This is a genomic window from Phaeobacter sp. JH20_29 (assembly GCF_048056175.1).
Taxonomy (GTDB): Bacteria; Pseudomonadota; Alphaproteobacteria; order Rhodobacterales; family Rhodobacteraceae; genus Phaeobacter; species Phaeobacter bryozoorum.
Map to the genome: position 1 here is coordinate 1 of NZ_JAYMWO010000010.1, position 2,357 is coordinate 2,357.

The 2,357-nt window shown below is 57.3% G+C and carries 2 protein-coding genes; both read left to right on the top strand.

Going from position 1 to position 2,357, the window contains the following annotated elements; genetic code table 11:
• Window positions 1–4 precede the first annotated feature (4 nt).
• Window positions 5–1,525: an IS21 family transposase gene (gene istA, locus VWZ85_RS07500; RefSeq protein ID WP_416587638.1), complete on the top strand. Its 1,521-nt coding sequence runs from the start codon at window positions 5–7 to the stop codon at window positions 1,523–1,525.
• Window positions 1,515–2,306, top strand: a complete 792-nt coding sequence (gene istB / locus VWZ85_RS07505) for an IS21-like element helper ATPase IstB (protein ID WP_050687164.1) — start codon at window positions 1,515–1,517, stop codon at window positions 2,304–2,306. The genes istA and istB overlap by 11 nt, the downstream gene beginning before the upstream one ends.
• The last annotated feature ends 51 nt before the right edge of the window (window positions 2,307–2,357 follow it).

Sequence of the window (2,357 nt, forward strand, 5' to 3'; positions counted from 1 at the left end):
ATTTTTGAGTGTCATTCGACGCTGGGCATTGCGTGACAAAATGCCAATCAGGGAGATTGCCCGACGGACGGGTTTGTCTCGGAACACGATCAAGAAGTATCTGCGTGAAGGTGCGGTGGAACCGAAGTTCAAGACGCCCAAGCGTCCAAGCAAGCTGGACCCCTACGCGGATCGGCTGACAGCCTGGCTTTTAATCCAGACGCGGAAGTCACGCAAAGAGCGGCGGACAGTGAAGCAAATGCATGCTGATCTGGTGAAGCTGGGATATGATGGCTCCTATGAACGCGTGGCAGCTTTCGCCCGGGTATGGCGTGAAGATCGGCATCGAGCGGAACAGACGACGGGGCGCGGCACCTACGTGCCTTTGGTGTTCGCGCCCGGCGAAGCCTTCCAATTCGATTGGAGCGAGGACTGGGCCAACATCGGCGGTGAGCGCGTCAAACTTCAGGTCGCTCATATCAAGCTATCGCACAGCCGCGCTTTCTTGGTACGGGCCTACCCGCTGCAAACGCACGAGATGCTGTTTGACGCCCACTGGCATGCATTCCGCGTGTTCGGCGGTGTGCCTGGTCGCGGGATCTATGACAATATGAAGACCGCCGTTGATCGTGTGGGCAAAGGCAAGCAGCGGGACGTCAATGCACGCTTCAAGGCTATGGCCAGTCACTACGTGTTTGAGCCCGAGTTCTGTAATCCGGCGGCCGGTTGGGAGAAAGGCCAGGTTGAGAAGAACGTGCAGGATGCGCGCAACCGCATGTGGCAGGTCATGCCGGTCTGCGCCGATCTGGCAGAGCTGAACCAATGGCTTGAAGATCGCTGTATCGCCCTTTGGACAGAGACGCCGCACAAGGCTTTGCCGGGGTCCATCGCTGACGTGTGGGAGGCCGAGAAGCCTACGCTGATGGCACTGCCGCCGGCATTCGATGGCTTTATCGAACACAGTAAGCGTGTGTCACCCACATGCCTGATCACGTTCGAACGCAATCGCTACAGCGTTCCCGCCAGCTTTGCGAACCGACGTGTCAGTTTGCATGTCTATCCCGAACGGCTGATCGTGGTTGCTGAAGGGCAAACGGTTTGCAAACATGCGCGGATCATCGAGCGGTCTCATCGCAAGCCTGGTAAAGTCATCTATGACTGGCGCCACTATCTCGCTGTTATCCAACGCAAACCGGGCGCACTTCGGAATGGTGCGCCGTTCACGGAGATGCCGGATGCCTTCCGTCAATTGCAGGATCACATGCTGCGTAAAGAAGGTGGTGACCGAGAGATGGTCGACATTCTGTCTTTGGTTCTTCAGCACAACGAAGAAGACGTTTTGTGTGCAGTGGAACTGGCACTTGAAGCAGGCGTTCCCACCAAGACACACATCCTGAACCTGTTGCATCGATTGATCGATCGCAGACCGACAGATCACCCCGAGGTCGATCCGCCGGACGCACTGGCATTACAGACAACGCCGGTGGCCAACGTCGGTCGCTATGACGGATTGCGACAGACTGAGGGGAAGCGCCATGCGTCATGACCCAGCAGGAGCATCTATCGTCATCATGCTGCGCAGTCTTAAGCTCTATGGCATGGCAAATGCGATTGAAGACTTGGTCGCCCAGGGCGCGCCAGCGTTCGAAGCTGCCACACCAATGCTGTCACAGCTGCTCAAGGCCGAGATCGCCGAACGCGAGGTACGGTCCATCGCCTACCACACGAAGGTTGCCCGCTTCCCCGCATACAAAGATCTGACGGGCTTCGACTTTGCATCGAGTGAGATCAACGAAGCGACAGTGCGGCAGCTACACCGATGCGAGTTTATCGAAGCGGCCGAGAATGTCGTTTTGATCGGCGGTCCCGGAACGGGCAAGAGCCACACAGCCACAGCAATCGGCGTCCAAGCCATCGAACATCACCGGCGTAAGGTGCGCTTCTTCTCGACCGTGGAATTGGTCAACGCGCTGGAGCAGGAGAAGGCGCTTGGAAAGGCAGGGAAACTGGCTGAGATGCTGACGAAGGTCGACTTGGTCATCTTGGACGAACTCGGCTACCTGCCGTTCAGTTCATCTGGCGGGGCGCTGCTCTTCCATCTGCTCAGCAAGCTCTACGAGCGCACCAGCGTCATCATCACCACAAACCTCAGCTTCTCAGAATGGGCGCAGGTCTTCGGGGATGCAAAGATGACAACCGCGCTCCTCGATAGGCTGACCCACCGCTGCCACATCCTCGAAACCGGAAACGACAGCTACCGCTTCAAGGCCAGCGCTGAGGCTGCAAAGAAAACACGAAAGGAGGCCAAAACATTGACCGCGTCATAAACCACGACGCATAACTGAGGGTGGGTCAAATCTCGGTGAAAATACCGGGTC